The following is a 16,858-nucleotide window of genomic DNA, read 5'->3' as shown; positions in this document are numbered from 1 at the left end:
CGTGTTTAACGCGTCATCAAGGAGAGCAAACTACCATGGACATGGTCAACCAGTTAAGTGACGGCAAAACCAAGGCGTTTGCCAAGCATTGTTTTGAACGACACTCCAGGGATGAGCTTGAAGATGCCGCCAAAGGCAGCCCTGACCAGGCGGAAATGAAGCATTGGGGGATTACCCCGGGCCAGTGGGAAGAAGCCGTGACCGCTGCCCTCGCCGATCACCAGGCACCCAGCTAATCCCTCTGGACCTGGACTGCCGACACATACAAAAACGCCGACTGGGAATAACGTCCCTCGGCGTTTTTGTCGTCAGATACTCTGAAAGGAATTTTGTTGGATTAACGACTTAATCACTTCCAATGAAATAGGTCGTCTTGCATTGCCCCTGACAGATGTCATTGAGAGAATGGAAATACCCGTATGACATTCAAGCCAAACGCGACAGTGGGGTGGCCATATGAAGACTTTGTCCAACATGGGGTTTGCCTTCTTTGGCGCAGCCCTGGTGGCTATAAGCTACGGGCTTGCGCGCTTCGCGTTTGGCTTGTTCGTCCCTTCCATCAGCAATGAACTTGACCTGTCAGCGTATATTGTCGGCATCATCGGCGCATTACCCTTTGTCAGTTTCGTGCTAGCCACCATGGTGGCGCCACTTGCCGCCAACCGTCTCGGCGCGCGCAATCTGGCAGTGCTCTCAGGGTGTTTTGGTGTTGCGGGCCTGGCACTGATCAGCCGGTCTTCAGACGCTCTATCCCTAGGTATTGGGGTGTTTACCTGCGGCGTCTGTACGGGGTTGATGATGCCGGCGCTGACCTCCGCCATGCAGGTATTGGTCAGCCGTTCGATGCACGGCCGTGTCAGCTCCATCATGAACGCGGGTACCAGTATCGGTATCATCGTGGCGGTACCTACCGTCGTGTTCCTGGCAGATGCCTGGCGTTTTACTTATACATCATTTGCCGTACTGGCAGGTATCGGGGTTGTGGCAGCCTGGTTTTTTATCCCCTCGGTCTCAAGGGTCATTCCCGCCAATGCAGCGCCTCCTCCCCCGGTGACTCGACAGCAGTGGTCGCGCCTTGTCCGGCTTTCGCTGTTTGCTTTCGCGATGGGTTTTGTATCTGCACCTTACTGGATCTTCGCTCCGGATCTGGTAGTCAGGCTTGGTGAACTCCCCCCCGCCTTTACCGGCTGGCTATGGTTCGCCGCCGGGATTGCCGGCCTGGGAGGTGCCGTGGTGAGTGATGTAGCCGACCGCAATAACCCGCCCATTACCCAGGCGTTAATGCTGATGATGCTGGCGGCAAGCCTTGTACTACTCGCCGCCAGCCCCGACCAGTTAGCCCTGACGATGTTTTCCGCATTAGTATTTGGTCTCGCTTACATGAGCCTGACAGGTTTATACCTGATGACCGGCATCCGCCTGTTGCCGGGACGCCCATCGATGGGCCCGGTATTACCCTTTATGGCCTGCGCCTTGGGTCAGGCAGCTGGCTCCCCGATGGTCGGTATGCTGGTCGGCAAATTCGGCTATGCCGACGCTTTTTCCGTATTCTGCGTGATCGGCATTCTGGTGGCGGTACTCTCGCCCCTCTATCCGGGCCACATCGACTACCTGACTGACGATGACGAACAGCCCCAGGAAGTCGAACCAGAAGAGACTGGCCTCCAAGCGGCGTATGATCACCAATTTCTTGACGAGGATGGCAACCCCCTGGAACCGGTCGGGGACGATGAAGAAGCAGAAACAGAAGAAACGACGAAGTGACGCAGTCAGTGATCGCTATTGCAGTGCGCAATCCCGGGTTTCAATCGCCCGGGGCATTTACGCTTGCGGCCTCTTCTCGAGATGGCAAGCACCGGGCTTGCTGATAGCACGTACCACACGGTCAATATGCCACCAGACGGTAATCGTCGTCGGTCAACCGCCTGGCTAACTCGGCAATATGCGCAGGACCCACCTCACAGCAGCCACCGATCACCGTAGCGCCCAGCCTAACCCATTCGAGCGCATGTTCGGCATAGCCGGCAGGATCAAGATCACTACGCGACATTAGCGCGTCTACGGTCCCGCCGGGTTGTAGCGGTGCCACGGATGTAAAGCCGTTGGCATACCCTCCAAAGGGCACATCGAGGGTTGCAAGTTCATACATGGCGGTTGTAACGGCTTCAGGTACTGAACAATTGACCACTATTCTCTCCGCGCCAATGGACGCGACCTCATTGGCCGCCTCGGACAGCCGTTCGCCAGAGCGCAAGCGGGTGCCATCGCGATCGTCCACAGTGAATGCCACCCATACCGGGCGCTCAGCCTCCACCGCCGCGATTGTCGCTGCTCGCGCCTCACGTATCAGCGACATGGTTTCACAGAGAAATAGGTCGACCCCCTCTGTTTGTTGCTTCACCAGACGCCGGTAATCACGCTGGCAAACGCCATCGTCGGGTACGCTATCAGCGTGATAACTGGCCACCAATGGCGGCAGGCAACCTGCGATACGAACCTCACGCCCGCTCTCTTCTCGCGCCTGCCGGGCGGCATTTAGTGCCGCAGCATGCAAAGGCTCGAACATGGCAGCGCTGCCATCGCGTTCCAGACGAATCGGGGTGGCACTGTAATTATTAAGCTTGATGACTTGCGCTCCAGCCGCTATAAAATCACGATGTGCATCTACGACCAAATGGGGTTCGTCAAGCATGACCTGAGCAGACCATAGCGGGGACGCTGGCTGGCTGCTGCGTTTCCTGAGTTCTTGCCCCATTCCACCGTCCAGCAGCACTATGTTTCTGCTTTCAGTATTCATCAGTATTCCCTTAATAAAAAATCGATCACAGTCTTCGTATCCCGCCGCTATGTGACTCATACCAATATAAAAGTTCTCATGGCGCAAGACTTCGATGAGTAGAGGTATCAATGACTCAGTATGACTAGACGTCCCTGATACAGACGGAGTATGTTCTACACATCATTAGAATTAAGAGCCTCAGGCATGTTAGCTTTCATTCGACGGATACTCATAACAGTTGCTTTTACGGTCACCGCCTTTGCAGCACCCGCCCAAGCAGCCGAAGTGACACCAAGCGCTCTTTCACCATCAACAGATGACACACCGGTTATTACACTGCATAGCGATGAGGAACGCCGCTCAATCAGTCGTGCGCAGATTGAGCAATCATCTCTCCATGAAGTATCACTGCAACACTTTGAAGGACCAGAAGGGAGCTTTGCGGGCGTCTGGCTCGATGACTTCCTCAATGCTGAAGGCATCGATAATGCAGCGACATTACGTTTCATTGCTCATGATGATTATACGACCTTCCTTACGCCTGAAGACCGCGATGCCAAACGCTATCTCCTCGCCACAAGGCTGGACGGCAAGACACTGACCAGAGATGAGTTTGGCCCGACGATGTTGATCATTCCGGCGGACGCTGATGCCGTTGAGACAGGCACGGTGAGTATGACCTCATGGGTATGGTCAATTAAAGACATCTACGTGCAATAATGAATCTGCGCTTTAATCGGCCACTGGGCTGGCAACTCGGCCTTGGGTTTACGCTACTAGCGGGCATTTGCGCAATCGCCGCAGGGATTTATCTGTACCAGGTACGCCAGCAACTTGGATCGAACTACACAGCGCTCGTTGCCGATGTCATTCGCCCGCAGTTGCATACTGCCCTGCTACGCTCCACGTTGAACGAGTTTCGCGAGGATCCACAAGATAGCGAGCTGATAGAGCGCTTCGACAACCTTCTTTGGCGCATCCCGCAACATATTGAAGGTATAAGCTTCGGGCTCAGCAAAAACCGCTTCGCACCAGCCGAGTATAGATCCTCTTTAAACCGCTTACGCCGCGTAGAAGAGAAGATTCCCCACCTACGTCAGACGCTGGGTGAAATAGCCGCTGGCGCGCCTCCCGATGACTTGATTCAACAAGGCATCGCCATTGAAAACGATTTGGCTCAAGCCTATAGCAGGCTGAGTCACCTCTTACATTCTGAGGCCGCCAAGCAACGCATTGTGATGGACCGTCTTGCGATAGGCATTGCCGTGCTGATCCTTGTTATTCTTCTCCTCGTGGGCGGCCTCATGCTGCTCTTGATGCGCCTGCATCATCAGCACAAAAAAGTGCTCCAACTAAGCCTGATGGATGAGCTCACCGGACTAGGCAACCGCCGTTACGTGCTCAATTTCGCCGAACGCTTATTCGAACAGAGACAACGCAGTGGCCTCCCCCTGAGCATGGCTGTTCTTGATCTTGACCATTTCAAGCGCGTGAACGACGATTTTGGCCACCCCGCGGGCGATCAAGTCCTTAAAGTCTTTGCCGACTCGCTACTCGACGAGGTCCGCAAGGCAGATATTGTGGCGCGCCTGGGCGGGGAAGAGTTCTGTGTGCTTATGCCAGAAACCGACGCTGAAGGGGCGCTGGAGGTCGTCGAACGGATACGCCATCGAGTGGCAACCCTTTCCCATCAAGAACTTGGCGTACCCGTTGGCCTCACGGTTAGCCTGGGGCTAGCCACAGCCGTCAATCATGATGCATCTTTCGATCAGCTTTACTCCCGTGCTGACCGAGCCCTCTATCAAGCCAAGACCCAGGGACGCAATCGTGTTGTCGTCGACTGACGTCATGCGTCAGACTTGCCTGCTCGGTATAGCATGAACAAAGGTTCGTCCCAAGAGCTGCCACCCCATCAGTGATACAAAAGGATCGGCAGGCAACGCGATTACGGGTTTGAATAACGCTGGATCTGAACCTAGATAGCCTAGGGAAAAGGGATAGCCAGGTTTTATCGCATTGCGACAACACCGTATGGAGGCTGTGTTTCAGCGTCACGCTCGTTTCAATTATCTGGATGTGGTGGACAGAGCGAGGCGTCAAAGTGCTCACCGCAGATCGCAGCAAACCGTAGATTAAATATTGCCCCCTGGCTATTCGATAGGCATCTTGAACCGCTTGCATCTATGCATTACGACTATTCATTTGCTTTAACACGGTGCATTTTGTAATCATTCGCACTCATTTGGTGCATGCGGGCGTGGAATGAAGACTTATTTAAGCAAGATGCGCGGAGGGACTGTCCAGCGTTCTTTTGTGGGCTGGAAAGACGCTTTCTGGTCGTGGCTCGGTGCCTTCAGCGGTATGGCGTTGATTTGCTGGTTAAGCGCAGGATGGCTCTCAAAAGAACTACTCATTGTAGGGTCTTTTGGTGCCACCTCAGTACTCATCTATGCAGCACCTGAAAGCCCCTTTGCACAGCCAAGCCACGTACTCGTTGGCAGCATGCTGTCTGCGTTAGTGGGCGTTGTTTGTTACCAAGGGCTTGGCACGTCTCCTATTGCCATGGCACTGGCCGTGTCGCTATCGATTTTTGTCATGCAGCTTACCCATACGGTTCACCCACCGGGTGCCGCCGCGGCTTTGACGGCTGTTGCGGGTGGTGAAAACGTCCATCAGTTAGGCTGGCTATATCCGATTTTCCCTATTGGGGCTGGTTGCATCATTATGCTTTCAGTCGCCATTACGGTTAACAACCTTGCCCGCCACCGTCGCTATCCCCACTATTGGTAGACATCCTTTTCTCAGGATCGGATTGCCAGCACCTGTTCGGCGATATCGTGACACTCAGCTGAGAAGCCCTGTTCGCTGCCATGCGAGAAACCGGCCATTGAAAAGCCTGGCGCTATATGGCGCCAGGCTCATTTGTCCGTCTTTTCCATACTCAGGGGATGATTTTTTCGGCGCGCAGGCGATCAAAGAGGTCAAAAAAGGCACCGCGTGTCTCGCGGAAGTGGTCAAAACCGAAGTCGCGGGCCTTGGTGGTGTCATTGACGCACTCCTGATCACGGCCCAGATCAGCGTCGGTGTGCCACCAAGACGCTAGTTTGTCGACGTCCGGCTCCACCAAGTCGTGCTTTTTGGCAATCTCGCGCCAGGTCGATTCCGCGTCAGCCATCTGCTCGTCTAACGGCTGGGGAGTCTCGGGGCAGTTCGCCACGTCAAGACCAAAGTACTCGCCGATCTCTCGCCACATGCGACGCCAGCGGAAGACGTCGCCATTAACTGTATTGAAGGCCTGATTCGCTGCACCTGGCGTGGTCACCGCCCACTCCATTTGGCGTGCCAGAACAAGGGCATCGGTCATGTCCGTTAGCGCGTTCCATTGGATCTGCGAGCCTGGGAACACGAACGGTCTGCCGGTCGCCTTACAGATTGAGGCGTAGACGGCAATCGTTGTCCCCATGTTCATTGCGTTGCCACGGGCATAACCAATCACCGTGTGCGGGCGGTGCACGTTCCAGGCGAAGCCGTGACGCTCGGCGGCCTCGAACAGTACATCTTCCAACGCGTAATAGAAATTGTCACCCGGTACTCGTGGCTCGGATTCGCGGAACGGGGTCTCGATTCGACCGCTGCCATAGGCCTCGAATGAGCCTAGGTACTGTTTGGTACCCGTCACCAGCGAGGCGTGTTGCAGGTTATCACTGTCGAGCGCCTCGAACAGGTTACGCATCATCGCACTGTTGGCCTCAACGTTGGCTTTTTCGTTGTCGCGACGAATCCAAGTGCAGTAGAAGACGTGAGTAATCGGTAGCCCAGCAAGCGCCTGCTCGGTGGCGGGTTCGTCCAACAGATCGGCGGCGATGGGAATCACACCGCTCTGCTGGGTGGCGCGACGCGACAGACCATACACGGTCCAACCACTGGCCACCAGGTAAGAAGCCAGATTACCACCGGTGATACCCGTGGCACCTACCACAAGCGCAGTACCTTTACGCATGATTGATGTCCTTCTTGAGAGTTATAAAAGTTCTGACACCAAGCCAGACTAGTGAAAGTAGTCTGTAAGACAGAGATAATTGCTACAATCGAAAATATCGCAAATCTTTATTGCAGGGAACGCAACTTGATGAACCTGAATGCGCTGGACCTAAACGCCTTACGAGTGTTCGAACGCGTTGCCGCTACCGGCAGCTTCACCGCCGCCGCGCATCACTTCCACCGAGCAGTATCGTCAGTCTCCCGGCAGATTCGGGGACTGGAAGAATCAGTGGGGCAACCTCTGCTCTACAGGCATACCCGTGCCGTCACACTGACAGAAGCAGGTCAACGCTATTACGCAGAAGTGCGTGACATTCTTGAGCGCCTCGACATGGCGACCGAAGCACTCAACCAGCCAGAAGCAGAACCCAGAGGCGTGCTTCGTATCAATGCACCGGTGGCCTTCGGCCAGCGCCAGATCGTGCCGTTGCTTCACCGCTTTCAAGACCGCTTTCCGGGCATCAAGGCGGAACTGCAGCTGGACGATCGTGTTGTCGATCCGGTACGCGAAGGGCATGACATCACTTTTCGAGTTGGTGATCTGTCCGACTCATCAATGGTCGCGCGGAAGGTGGCACCGATGAACTACGTCTTGGCTGCATCACCCGACTACCTGGCAGTACAGGGAACGCCGGAAACCCCCGAGGCACTCGCTGAATACGACTGCCTGCTCTATCAGGGCGAACTGGGTCGCCAGCGGTGGTATTTCCAGCAAAACAAGGCGGCGCCCGAAGTGGCCTACGAACTTGACGGTAGCCTAGCCAGCAATGATGCCGAGACGCTGGTAAGGGCGGCGCTAATGGGTCAGGGGCTCGTCATGTTTCCCACCTGGTTGATAGCCGAAGAGCTTGCCAAGGGGGCTCTGGTGCCACTGCTTGAGGGATGGCGTGGCGAGGTCATGCCCGGTCGCCGCGAACTTTACGTTCTGACACCTGAGCGCCGAATCAAAACGCTCAAGGTGCGTACCTTTATGGATTACCTGTTCGAGGTGGTATCGCCACTTCCCCCTTGGGATCGTTGGCAGGAAGGGATTTACCGTTAAGTTTATTAAACGGCTGCATAAACTTCATAAGCGCCACCTCATCTTCCCCAAGAATCGGCTGCTTTGCCAGGTCAGGGCTGTCGTCGACTACCTGTTTAATTATCGCGAGTGTTGAGGAGCGAAAATTCACTCACTCAGCAGAAAAGGAAGGCACGGTAAACCAAAGAACAAGTGTTCTTTAGCTGGGCCACCATACCTTCAGGGCATGAAGCTCCCGCCCGAGAAGTGTTCGGCGTCGTGTATAACAAGTGGCAAGCCGTTGTCGCCTCTTAGTTTCCTGGTACCAAAGACAAAAAAACGGCCACTCGCTATATTAGCGAAGTGGCCGTTTTTGGTATTAACTTTTGGTCGGAGCGACAGGATTCGAACCTGCGACCTTTGCAACCCCATTGCAACGCGCTACCAAGCTGCGCCACGCTCCGATTCACCGAGGCGCTAATTTCTTGCCTCAAGACGGTGCGTATACTAGCGGTTTAGCCGGCAAATGAAAAGCTCTTTTTGCGCTTTCTTTTCAAGTGTTTGTCTACCATACGGATTCATCGTTTCAGCCTATGCGGCACTATCGGCATCGCGTAACAGTCTGGCCATCGCAGAGTGAACGGCGGGTGTCGTCACCAGCAAATGCTGGGAATATAAATCTACAGGTACGTCAGCTGGCACATCGTAAAGATGCCCCACACTGGCACCCGCCTCGCGCGCGACAACCCAGCCGGCGACGAAATCCCAGGGCGAGACGCTCTCGTAGTAAGCATCCAGCCGCCCACAGGCAACATCGCAAATATCCAGAGCGGCGGCGCCGTTGCGTCGTATATCGCGGCAGTTACTCAATACGGCAGCCAGGCGAGGCAACAGAGCTTCCCGAGCCTCTCGCTGATAGGGAAACCCCGTTGCCACAAGACTGCGCGCCAGTTCGCTTGCGTCACTTGGCTGGATGGGCTGGTCATTGCAGAAGGCCCCAGCTCCCTCGGCGGCGGTGAAGGTTTCTTCCAGAAACGGTGCGTGGACAACACCGATCTTTGCCACACCGTTCTCCATCCAACCGATCGAGACCGCCACATGGCGAAGCCCCTGGGCAAAATTGACCGTGCCGTCAATCGGGTCGACAACCCATAGCTGCGGGGCACTTTCGTTGAATGCCTGATCGGGAGAGAGTTCTTCGCTTAAACGGGTCTCGCCAGGAAAATGTGATGCCAGTTGATCACTAATAAAGCGATCAACCGCCACGTCAGCATCCGTCACCAGTTCATCACCGGCCTTGTAATGCCGACCAAAAGATTGCTCCTGGCGTGCCTGACGAATCATTTGCCCCGCCTGTTCGGCAATCGAGCGGGCAATGTCCAAACGCTCTTTGAGGGTATAGGCAGGCATAGCGACTCCGTTAATAGACAAGCCCCTAGCGTAGTGCATCCACCAGGATATCGACAACTACGCGCGTGGCCGCATCGATCAACACCACATCAGACCCCACACGCTGCCACTCATAACCGGGATAACGAGGCAGTTCGTTGGCGATCGGCCCGTCAAACCGCTTGGCGATGCCTGGCGGAAGCGGCTTTCCACGTGCCAGATTGCGCTCTATACCCGGTGGAAGCGGCTCCGCTCTGGGCGCGCCGTATTCACGCAGCAGGCGCTGCAACAACCGCTCCTCAATACGTGGCCAGTCACCACGATAATTCCGTTCGGTGCGATCATCGTAAGACCGATTCTCACGCTTTGGAGTCTGCCCCTGATGATGCTGCTTATCGCGAGCGCCGTGAGCCGGGGCATGGTCGGGCTGGGCTATGGCAGCACTGCTTAGCATAAGTGCTATGAGTGCGCTTGGAACCACGATTTTGAAAAGATTCACTGTAAGCTCCACATCTAGGTTTAGAGCTTACAGTGTAGTTAGCCAATGCGCAGATATTGAGTAAATAACAAGCATATTACAGACATTTAAAATGCTGAAAACGCCATTACAACTGATATCTCCCTTGGGGGCTAAAGTTCTTTCTGATCACGGCAGGAACCCGGCAAATATTTTTCGTCAAGCGCATTACCTGCGCCGGTAGTCGTTCGGCAAGACCACTGAATAGAACCACCTGTCGCTTCTGATTCCATCACCACCCATTTACCCGCAATGGCGCTATTGGCATTATCGCTCATTTCCACGACAACACGAGCCGCATAGTTCTCTTCGCCAGGCCAAATGCCGATATAGGCCACATAGCTGTCGTCACTGCTTTCTCCGCCGTTACCACTCCTATTCACCTCTTCAGGCAGACCAGCTTCCTCATTGCTATCGGGGAAGCGCCCTCTCACCGCATAAAACTCACTCATGGTCGTTTTATAGGCGGACGCCAGATTAAATGCCTCGGACACCTGGGCGCGGGCGGTATAGTTCTGGTATTGCGGAATGGCGATGGAGGCTAATACCCCGATGATGGCGACCACGATCATCAGCTCGATCAGCGTAAAGCCTTGCTGGGTTCCCTTCATTTTTATCCCTCTAATAACACTGGGTACGTTACTATCTAAATGGGGGCCAAAAGGCCCCCATCAATAATTTTATTTATAAACTAGTCTCCGCGGCATCCAGCGGGTAGCCAACTAACATTTGTGCTGTCACCCTCCCACTCACAAATCCAACCGTTACCAGGGTTATTTGAAACCGGAGCGATATTCATCTGAGCACTTGAATCTGAATCGCTTAGCGCGCTATCTGTGCCAAAAACAACCTCTATTTGCCCCGATCCATCATCGTAAGCGTAATCAACACTATCAACGTAGCGGCCTTCAATACCTAAATTGTCCTCTTCATCTTCGCCAATACCAAGCTGCGCAGCAGTTGGCATTGAACCACGCAACGAATACTGCTCCGCAATATCAGCGCGCACCCCTGCCGTTACTGATAGCCCTTCACTGGCCTGAGCGCGGGCGGTGTAGTTTTGATACTGCGGCACGGCAATGGACGCCAGTACGCCGATAATGGCCACCACAATCATCAGCTCAATCAGCGTGAAACCACCCTGCTTCTTGTTACGAATTGCCGGTTGTGCAGAATGCTGCATGGAGACGTCTCCTTGGGGGATGCTACCCAGCGTCGCCGCAGGGTATCGCGATAGGGGAAATTTAAAATGACACTAACTGACAGTCTGTGCTTTATCAATATATCGCACCAACGCTTGAGTATGAGTTATATCGGCAGTGGGATGCCTGGCTTGAGCTTTTCGACTTAACGAGACGCTACTGCCTTGTGGTGCCAAGTATGGTAAAAGTAACCCGCAGCGCACTTCACCAACGAGTCACGCATGAGCGAACCCTATTTCGAGTCCACTTTAAGCCATGCCGCCGCCCGGGGCGGACTGCGTGGTATCGCCCAACGCCTGGTCAAGCACGGGTTGCTGACCGAGGCTCAGGCGGCCACCGCTGAAGCGACAGCGTTCGACTTGGATATCTCACTGCTCCAGCATGTCGTTGACAGCGGCCTGGTCGATCCCAGGCAATCAGCCATTGCCGCTGGCTGGGAGTATGGGTTGCCGGTGATTGATCTCAACGCCGTCCGGTTATCGTCATTGCCACCAGCGGCTGAGTACCCTGTTAAAGTCCTTCAGAACTTGACGGTGCTGCCATTGGCGCGCCACGGTCACCGGCTCACTGTTGCCGTCCCTTACCCGGCGACGCTTACCCAACTGGATGAGTTGCAATTTGCCACCGGGCTAAGCGTTGAAGGTGTTCTCGCGCCTGTTGATCAGTTGAGCACGGCGTTAAACCAGTATCTCACCCAGAATGAGCGCAGCATGCTGGAGGAGCTTGACGACATCGACGATGCCGTCAGCTCCTTGAATGTCGTCCAGGGAGCCGCCGGTGAAGACGCTCCCCTTGAGGAAGCACCGCAGAATAGCGACGACGCACCGATCGTCAAATTCGTCAATAAACTGCTGCTGGATGCGATTCGCCGGGGCGCCTCAGATATCCACTTTGAACCCTATGAAACCCAGTACCGGGTTCGCTTCCGGATTGATGGCATGCTGATCGAGGTGGCACGGCCGCCTTTCGCCATGCGTAACCGAATCGCCGCGCGCTTGAAGATCATGGCCCGGCTGGATATCTCCGAGCGCCGCTTGCCCCAGGACGGTGCGATCAAACTCAAGCTTTCACGCACTCGCTCCCTCGACTTCAGGGTCAATTCACTGCCGACTGTGTATGGCGAGAAGCTCGTACTGAGGATCCTTGACCCCACCGCCACGCAATTGGGCATCGAGCAGTTAGGCTTCACCGATGACCAGCGCGGTTACTACGAGCGGGCGCTGGCGCAGCCGCAAGGCATGATTCTGGTGACCGGCCCCACGGGCAGTGGTAAAACCGTATCGCTGTATACCGGGATCAATATCCTTAACCAGATAGAGCGCAATATCTGCACTGCCGAAGACCCAGTGGAAATCAAGGTCCCTGGCGTTAACCAGGTCAACGTACTGCCAAAAATCGGTCTGGATTTCGCCAGCGCGTTAAGGGCATTCCTGCGCCAGGATCCTGACGTGGTCATGGTCGGTGAAATTCGCGACCTGGAAACCGCCGAGATCTCCATCAAGGCGGCCCAGACTGGCCACCTTGTGCTGTCAACGGTACATACCAACTCGGCGGCCGAAACCCTCACTCGCTTGTCCAATATGGGGGTGTCTTCCTTCAATATTGCCAGCGCGGTCAGTTTGATCATTGCTCAGCGCCTGGCGCGCAAGCTTTGCCCTCACTGCAAGGAACCGGCTGACATTCCCCACGAAACACTGAGACGCGAAGGGTTCAGCCAACAGGAGATTCAGCAGGCTACCCTATTTCGCCCGGTCGGCTGCAAGCAGTGTACCCATGGCTACAAGGGGCGTGTGGGTGTCTACGAAGTCGTGCCGATAACCGATGCGATGCGCCAGTTGGTCATGCGCGATGCCAACTCACTGGATATTGACCAGTTGGCCCGCCGTGAGGGGTATCCGAGTCTGCATCAAAGTGGTCTTTTAAAGGTGATGCAAGGGATCACGAGCCTTGAGGAAGTTAACCGTATCAGCAAGGAGTAAACCATGGCCAAGTCGCCTCGGGCTCGTCGTCAGCCGGGTATTCAGCTTTACCGCTGGAAGTGGGAAGGCACTGGGCCCCAGAACCGCACGCTTAGCGGTGAAATAATTGGTCGCAGCAAGGCAGACGTCGCCAGCGAGCTCGCCAATCAGCAGATCAACGTAAAACGGTTACGCAAGAAAGGCGGCCTCAGCGGTCGTGGTCGAATCAGTCCGCACGATATCATGGTGTTTGCCCGCCAGATGGCGACCATGATTCGGGCAGGCATTCCGCTACTTCAGGCGTTTCAGGTGGTCGCCGAGAGCCTCAAAAAACCGGCAATGGTAGCGCTGGTCCAGCAAATGATGAGCGATGTATCCGCTGGTTCCAGCTTCTCCGATGCACTGCGCCGCCACCCCAGGCATTTTGACCGCCTGTTCGTGAACCTTGTTGAAGCAGGCGAGCAGTCCGGGGCACTTGACCAGATGCTTGACCGCATTGCCACTTACAAGGAGAAAGTCGAGTCGCTTAAAAGCCGCGTCAAGAAGGCCATGTGGTATCCCTCCGCGGTCCTCCTGATCGGTGTCGGCGTCACCCTTCTTCTGCTGATCAAGGTGGTGCCCGAATTTGACAGCATGTTTGACAGCTTTGGCGCAGAACTCCCCGCCTTGACGCAGATGACGGTCAACCTATCGAGCCTGGCCCAGCGTTACTGGCTATATGCATTGGGGGGCGTCGTCGCGGGGATCTTGCTGCTCAAACAGGCGATTAACCGCTCTCCCCGCGTTGCTTACCGCGCGCACAGTGTCCTGTTACGCCTGCCCGTCGTCGGTGACATCCTGCATAAATCGGCAGTGGCACGTTTTGCCCGGACCCTGGCGACCACCTTTGCGTCTGGCGTGCCGTTGGTTGAAGGATTGGACACGGCGTCCGGGGCCACCGGCAATAGAGTCTATGAACGCGCCGTCACCCGGACGCGCCATGACGTGGCCACCGGTCAGCAGTTACACTTCGCCATGCGCATGACCAATCAGTTTCCGCCCCTGGCAGTGCAGATGGTCAGCATCGGTGAAGAAGCAGGCTCGCTGGATGCCATGCTCAACCGCGTCGCGGACTACTACGAAGAAGAAGTCGACAATAAGGTAGATGCCTTAACCTCGCTGATGGAACCGCTCATTATCGTGGTCTTGGGCCTGCTGGTCGGCGGTGTTGTGGTGTCGATGTACTTACCCATCTTTAACTTAGGCTCGGCCCTGTAAGGCGCCGTGCAAAGGTATTTCATGCAGTACTTGTCGATCACTTTCTGGCCACTGGTCTTTTTATTGGGGTTATGCCTGGGCAGCTTTCTCAATGTGGTCATTACCCGTCTGCCCGTTATGCTGATGCGGCATTGGCGTCAGGAAGCACGTGCCCAGCTCGCGCTTGATGAAGAACCATCGCCGCGCTTCAACCTTGCCCAACCACGCTCTATGTGCCCGCGCTGCGAGTCTTCTATCGCCTGGCACGATAACCTGCCGCTGATCGGCTGGTTCAAGCGGCGCGGGCGATGCGCGCACTGCAATGCCCGGATCAGCGTGCAATACCCGCTCATAGAGCTTGCGGGTGGCATCCTGGCTATCAGTGTTACCCTACTTTATGGCATCAGTTGGCAGGCGCTATGGCTTTATGGGGCCTGCTTGACGCTGCTTGCTCTGGCCGTCATTGACTGGCGTGTACAGCTACTGCCCGATATCTTGACAATGCCGCTGCTGTGGGCCGGTTTGATCTATCAATGGCTTTTTCAACCCGCTTTCCTCGCCGATGCCGTTATCGGTGCGGTGGTGGGGTATATGAGCCTCTGGAGTTTTTACTGGCTATTCAAGCTGACTACCGGCAAGGAAGGGATGGGCTTTGGTGACTTCAAGCTACTCGCTGCATTGGGTGCCTGGCTGGGTTGGCTATCGCTTCCACTGGTCGTGCTGTTCTCTGCGGGTTTAGGCGCCATTCTCGGCCTGGCCTATCAAGCATCATCACCCCAGGCGCGGGGCACCCCCATGCCGTTCGGGCCTTTTTTAGCACTTGCCGGATGGATAATGCTGCTCGCTGGCAACGACATATTAGTAATGTACCTCAATATCGTCAGTTAACCCTGACAGTCTGAATGACATACCATAGGTAGACACACCATGATTATTGGCCTTACGGGAGGCATCGGCTCAGGCAAGTCAACGGTCGCCCGCACCTTTGGCGGACGCGGTATCGGGTGGGTCGACGCCGATGACGTGGCGCGGGAAGTCGTGGCCCCCGGCGAGCCCGCACTTGATGCTATCCGTCAGCATTTTGGGCCCAGGGTGATAAATCAGGATGGGGCACTCGACCGAGCTGCTCTGCGCGAGATTATTTTTGAAGCCCCTGAACAACGTCGCTGGCTTGAGCAGCTCACCCATCCGCTCATCCGCGAGCGGATTATTGCCCAGTTGGACAACATCCAGTCGGGGCCTTCCCCCTATGCGCTGTTGGTATCGCCTTTACTGTTCGAATCGGGCCAAGCGGCGTTGGTCAATCGCACCCTGGTGATCGATATTCCCACCGACATGCAGCTATCCCGAACGCTTGAGCGCGACGGTGTCAGTGAAGCAAATGTGCGTGCTATTCTGGATGCACAGATGTCGCGCGAGGAACGTTGTGCCCGTGCCGATGACATCATCGACAACAGTCGTGATATGGCGCACATGCAGCGCCAGGTCGCCCGACTTGATCAATACTATCGCGAGCAATTATCGTCGTGACCCGTTGACGGCCCTTGAGGCGGTCTCTTTCACTGATCACGTTTTACACCTGCGGATATTTTATGTCTCAACCTGCTAACGACAGCCCATTTGAAGTCGCTTGCCCTCAATGTTCAAGAACCGTTGCATGGAGTAGCGAAAGCCCTTTCCGTCCATTTTGCAGCAAACGCTGCCAACAGCTCGACCTGGGGGCCTGGGCGGAAGAATCCCACCGAATAGCCGGTGAAAACGCCATGGACGAAGCCGATATCGACGCTATGCTAGCGCAGGCTGATCGCGATGCACCGCTTTCCTAAATGACCGTATCCGACTACCCTGCCTACCATCTTATGCAGCACCTTGAACGGTGCTTTGATGATCTGATGGCAGCATTGGACGTACTTGCAACGCAATACGCAACTCAGTGCCCGCCTACCTGGATGCTGTCTCCCATGGCCGATTCCTCACCAGACGGGTTCAGAACGGCACTCTTTGATGTCTGGCATCAGACGGGGCAGGATGGTCGGGAAACACGCAATTACCTGGGTATCGTTGTCGCCAACGAGGCGCTTATCGACGCTGCTCGCAATGTAAATGCAGCGAAAGACGCATTCCATGCCGGTTTGCAAAAGATTAAAAGCACCACCCCTAAAGCGTTAAGTGACACTAAAGCACAACTGACCACTCGCCACCCGGATGTTAATCAGGTCTTGCGTAAAGAGGGGTTAGCGCGGCTACATTTAAAACAATGCTGGCGTCAATTGCCTATCGCCGATGCGGAAGTCGCAAAAGTGCGCTTTGCCTGGTATCAAAGCGGACGCTCGATTAAACGCATCACCGTAAGAGACGCCGAACAAAAGCTACTTCGACTGGATACTGACGCGCCGCATATAAAAATACAATTGCGTCGTCTTGCAGGCTTACCCAGCGAAGAACCACTTGCCCAGGTTCAAACCCAGGCACCGCTGATGCGGGCCAATCTCTTTTTTAGCCACCCATTAGCGGATGGCCACACGCGACGGGCGTTAAACGTTTCCATGCCCCTTTTTGTACCCAATGAGCGCCTGGGAATGCCTGATATCAAGGCACCGCCAACTCACCCCCAGCCGCAACGGACTCGGGCGACTCGAAGCGATGAAAAACTGGAATCCGAGGTTTTCTTACCCAGCCTGCGAGTTTATCGCTACCGTTAAGCTTATTTTAACATCAGGTTTAAAAAAACGGGGT

18 protein-coding genes and 1 tRNA gene are annotated in these 16,858 nt (G+C 55.2%); 12 read left to right on the top strand and 7 right to left on the bottom strand.

The window, feature by feature from the left end:
• The first annotated feature begins 35 nt into the window (after positions 1 to 35).
• A complete protein-coding gene (locus QC816_RS05795) occupies positions 36 to 236 on the top strand; it encodes a hypothetical protein (protein WP_309781349.1) in 201 nt (66 codons plus the stop codon).
• Positions 237 to 456: 220 nt separating this feature from the next.
• Entirely contained in the window at positions 457 to 1,764 is a 1,308-nt protein-coding gene (locus tag QC816_RS05790; protein ID WP_264823126.1) for an MFS transporter, read from the top strand.
• Between the two features lie 121 nt (positions 1,765 to 1,885).
• Here QC816_RS05790 and QC816_RS05785 read toward each other — a convergent pair whose 3' ends face one another.
• Entirely contained in the window at positions 1,886 to 2,797 is a 912-nt protein-coding gene (locus QC816_RS05785; protein WP_309781348.1) for a homocysteine S-methyltransferase family protein, read from the bottom strand.
• A 186-nt stretch (positions 2,798 to 2,983) separates the two neighbouring features.
• Between QC816_RS05785 and QC816_RS05780 the strand changes: the two genes are divergently transcribed.
• The 3 genes from QC816_RS05780 (at position 2,984) to QC816_RS05770 (ending at position 5,569) form a co-directional block, all read left to right on the top strand.
• Complete coding sequence (locus QC816_RS05780; RefSeq protein ID WP_085918501.1) at positions 2,984 to 3,499, top strand: molybdopterin-binding protein; 516 nt, start codon at positions 2,984 to 2,986, stop codon at positions 3,497 to 3,499.
• Positions 3,499 to 4,623, top strand: a complete 1,125-nt coding sequence (locus QC816_RS05775) for a GGDEF domain-containing protein (protein ID WP_309781347.1) — start codon at positions 3,499 to 3,501, stop codon at positions 4,621 to 4,623. Before QC816_RS05780 ends, QC816_RS05775 begins: the two co-directional genes overlap by 1 nt.
• A gap of 418 nt (positions 4,624 to 5,041) precedes the next feature.
• On the top strand, positions 5,042 to 5,569 hold the full coding sequence (locus tag QC816_RS05770; protein WP_085918499.1) for an HPP family protein: 528 nt from the start codon (positions 5,042 to 5,044) through the stop codon (positions 5,567 to 5,569).
• Between the two features lie 151 nt (positions 5,570 to 5,720).
• Here QC816_RS05770 and QC816_RS05765 read toward each other — a convergent pair whose 3' ends face one another.
• Complete coding sequence (locus tag QC816_RS05765) at positions 5,721 to 6,779, bottom strand: SDR family oxidoreductase (RefSeq protein ID WP_085918498.1); 1,059 nt, start codon at positions 6,777 to 6,779, stop codon at positions 5,721 to 5,723.
• A 144-nt stretch (positions 6,780 to 6,923) separates the two neighbouring features.
• Here QC816_RS05765 and QC816_RS05760 point away from each other — a divergent pair, with 144 nt between their 5' ends.
• Positions 6,924 to 7,862, top strand: coding sequence for a LysR family transcriptional regulator (locus QC816_RS05760; protein WP_268901575.1), 939 nt, complete (start codon positions 6,924 to 6,926; stop codon positions 7,860 to 7,862).
• 345 nt (positions 7,863 to 8,207) lie between these two features.
• On the opposite strand, the gene QC816_RS05755 is transcribed toward QC816_RS05760, so the two are convergent.
• From QC816_RS05755 to QC816_RS05735, 5 genes are all read right to left on the bottom strand, one after another.
• Positions 8,208 to 8,284: transfer RNA gene (locus QC816_RS05755), tRNA-Pro, on the bottom strand.
• A gap of 127 nt (positions 8,285 to 8,411) precedes the next feature.
• Positions 8,412 to 9,230 carry an inositol monophosphatase family protein gene (locus QC816_RS05750; RefSeq protein ID WP_268901359.1) on the bottom strand — a complete coding sequence of 273 codons (819 nt, stop codon included), beginning with the start codon at positions 9,228 to 9,230 and terminating at the stop codon, positions 8,412 to 8,414.
• Between the two features lie 25 nt (positions 9,231 to 9,255).
• On the bottom strand, positions 9,256 to 9,708 hold the full coding sequence (locus QC816_RS05745) for an anti-virulence regulator CigR family protein (protein WP_254902887.1): 453 nt from the start codon (positions 9,706 to 9,708) through the stop codon (positions 9,256 to 9,258).
• Between the two features lie 131 nt (positions 9,709 to 9,839).
• Positions 9,840 to 10,337, bottom strand: coding sequence for a pilin (locus QC816_RS05740; RefSeq protein WP_309781345.1), 498 nt, complete (start codon positions 10,335 to 10,337; stop codon positions 9,840 to 9,842).
• Positions 10,338 to 10,417: 80 nt separating this feature from the next.
• Entirely contained in the window at positions 10,418 to 10,909 is a 492-nt protein-coding gene (locus QC816_RS05735; RefSeq protein ID WP_309781343.1) for a pilin, read from the bottom strand.
• Between the two features lie 240 nt (positions 10,910 to 11,149).
• Between QC816_RS05735 and pilB the strand changes: the two genes are divergently transcribed.
• The 6 genes from pilB (at position 11,150) to QC816_RS05705 (ending at position 16,824) form a co-directional block, all read left to right on the top strand.
• Positions 11,150 to 12,907, top strand: coding sequence for a type IV-A pilus assembly ATPase PilB (pilB, locus tag QC816_RS05730; protein WP_264823132.1), 1,758 nt, complete (start codon positions 11,150 to 11,152; stop codon positions 12,905 to 12,907).
• 3 nt (positions 12,908 to 12,910) lie between these two features.
• Positions 12,911 to 14,143 carry a type II secretion system F family protein gene (locus QC816_RS05725; RefSeq protein ID WP_085918493.1) on the top strand — a complete coding sequence of 411 codons (1,233 nt, stop codon included), beginning with the start codon at positions 12,911 to 12,913 and terminating at the stop codon, positions 14,141 to 14,143.
• 21 nt (positions 14,144 to 14,164) lie between these two features.
• Positions 14,165 to 15,010, top strand: coding sequence for a prepilin peptidase (locus QC816_RS05720; RefSeq protein ID WP_309781341.1), 846 nt, complete (start codon positions 14,165 to 14,167; stop codon positions 15,008 to 15,010).
• 39 nt (positions 15,011 to 15,049) lie between these two features.
• Positions 15,050 to 15,652, top strand: coding sequence for a dephospho-CoA kinase (gene coaE, locus QC816_RS05715; RefSeq protein ID WP_085918491.1), 603 nt, complete (start codon positions 15,050 to 15,052; stop codon positions 15,650 to 15,652).
• Between the two features lie 62 nt (positions 15,653 to 15,714).
• The gene (yacG, locus tag QC816_RS05710) at positions 15,715 to 15,948 is read left to right on the top strand and encodes a DNA gyrase inhibitor YacG (RefSeq protein WP_085918490.1); all 234 of its coding nucleotides are present in this window, start codon (positions 15,715 to 15,717) and stop codon (positions 15,946 to 15,948) included.
• Positions 15,949 to 16,824 carry a ubiquitin family protein gene (locus QC816_RS05705; RefSeq protein ID WP_268901362.1) on the top strand — a complete coding sequence of 292 codons (876 nt, stop codon included), beginning with the start codon at positions 15,949 to 15,951 and terminating at the stop codon, positions 16,822 to 16,824.
• Positions 16,825 to 16,858: the final 34 nt, after the last annotated feature.

Source organism: Vreelandella janggokensis (assembly GCF_031451615.1).
GTDB lineage: Bacteria > Pseudomonadota > Gammaproteobacteria > Pseudomonadales > Halomonadaceae > Vreelandella > Vreelandella janggokensis.
Note: the sequence above shows the minus strand (reverse complement) of the source record. Positions and strands in the feature narration are given on the sequence as shown.

Excerpts from the sequence above, each read along its gene's own strand:
- QC816_RS05795 (WP_309781349.1), top strand. The coding sequence starts at position 36 with ATGGACATGGTCAACCAGTTAAGTGACGGCAAAACCAAGGCGTTTGCC.
- QC816_RS05790 (WP_264823126.1), top strand. The coding sequence starts at position 457 with ATGAAGACTTTGTCCAACATGGGGTTTGCCTTCTTTGGCGCAGCCCTG.
- QC816_RS05785 (WP_309781348.1), bottom strand. The coding sequence starts at position 2,797 with ATGAATACTGAAAGCAGAAACATAGTGCTGCTGGACGGTGGAATGGGG.
- QC816_RS05780 (WP_085918501.1), top strand. The coding sequence starts at position 2,984 with ATGTTAGCTTTCATTCGACGGATACTCATAACAGTTGCTTTTACGGTC.
- QC816_RS05775 (WP_309781347.1), top strand. The coding sequence starts at position 3,499 with ATGAATCTGCGCTTTAATCGGCCACTGGGCTGGCAACTCGGCCTTGGG.
- QC816_RS05770 (WP_085918499.1), top strand. The coding sequence starts at position 5,042 with ATGAAGACTTATTTAAGCAAGATGCGCGGAGGGACTGTCCAGCGTTCT.
- QC816_RS05765 (WP_085918498.1), bottom strand. The coding sequence starts at position 6,779 with ATGCGTAAAGGTACTGCGCTTGTGGTAGGTGCCACGGGTATCACCGGT.
- QC816_RS05750 (WP_268901359.1), bottom strand. The coding sequence starts at position 9,230 with ATGCCTGCCTATACCCTCAAAGAGCGTTTGGACATTGCCCGCTCGATT.
- QC816_RS05740 (WP_309781345.1), bottom strand. The coding sequence starts at position 10,337 with ATGAAGGGAACCCAGCAAGGCTTTACGCTGATCGAGCTGATGATCGTG.
- QC816_RS05735 (WP_309781343.1), bottom strand. The coding sequence starts at position 10,909 with ATGCAGCATTCTGCACAACCGGCAATTCGTAACAAGAAGCAGGGTGGT.
- pilB (WP_264823132.1), top strand. The coding sequence starts at position 11,150 with ATGAGCGAACCCTATTTCGAGTCCACTTTAAGCCATGCCGCCGCCCGG.
- QC816_RS05725 (WP_085918493.1), top strand. The coding sequence starts at position 12,911 with ATGGCCAAGTCGCCTCGGGCTCGTCGTCAGCCGGGTATTCAGCTTTAC.
- QC816_RS05720 (WP_309781341.1), top strand. The coding sequence starts at position 14,165 with ATGCAGTACTTGTCGATCACTTTCTGGCCACTGGTCTTTTTATTGGGG.
- coaE (WP_085918491.1), top strand. The coding sequence starts at position 15,050 with ATGATTATTGGCCTTACGGGAGGCATCGGCTCAGGCAAGTCAACGGTC.
- yacG (WP_085918490.1), top strand. The coding sequence starts at position 15,715 with ATGTCTCAACCTGCTAACGACAGCCCATTTGAAGTCGCTTGCCCTCAA.
- QC816_RS05705 (WP_268901362.1), top strand. The coding sequence starts at position 15,949 with ATGACCGTATCCGACTACCCTGCCTACCATCTTATGCAGCACCTTGAA.